The organism is Klebsiella sp. K47 (assembly GCF_051858335.1).
In the GTDB taxonomy this organism is placed as follows: Bacteria; Pseudomonadota; Gammaproteobacteria; order Enterobacterales; family Enterobacteriaceae; genus Klebsiella; species Klebsiella pneumoniae.
Window position 1 is genome coordinate 1 of record NZ_JBPYUI010000178.1, and the last position, 246, is coordinate 246.

General features: G+C 50.0%; 1 pseudogene. It reads right to left on the reverse strand.

Annotated features, from left to right (window positions below):
* A pseudogene (locus RRF55_RS27600) lies at nt 1-244 on the reverse strand (hypothetical protein); the annotation flags it as partial.
* Between the last annotated feature and the right edge of the window lie 2 nt (nt 245-246).

Here is a 246-nt window from a genome sequence, read left to right on the forward strand (position 1 = left end):
ACCTGGCTTTATAGGGCTTTACCCCGATGGGAGTCTGGAGTTTCAGATAGAACCAGGACTGGCCATCTTTAAGCGCATCCCTGAAAAACGCCTCAAACACCTGCGCCAGAGCATCAGTTTTAAAAATCCATTTAACTGATGCCTGGGTGGGTGTTGAGGTATATCGCCTTCGTTGTTGAGCGCGACCGGACGTCATCTCCGTTCGCAGTAAAGGTGATATGGGCTTAAACCCGTACCCGTCCATAA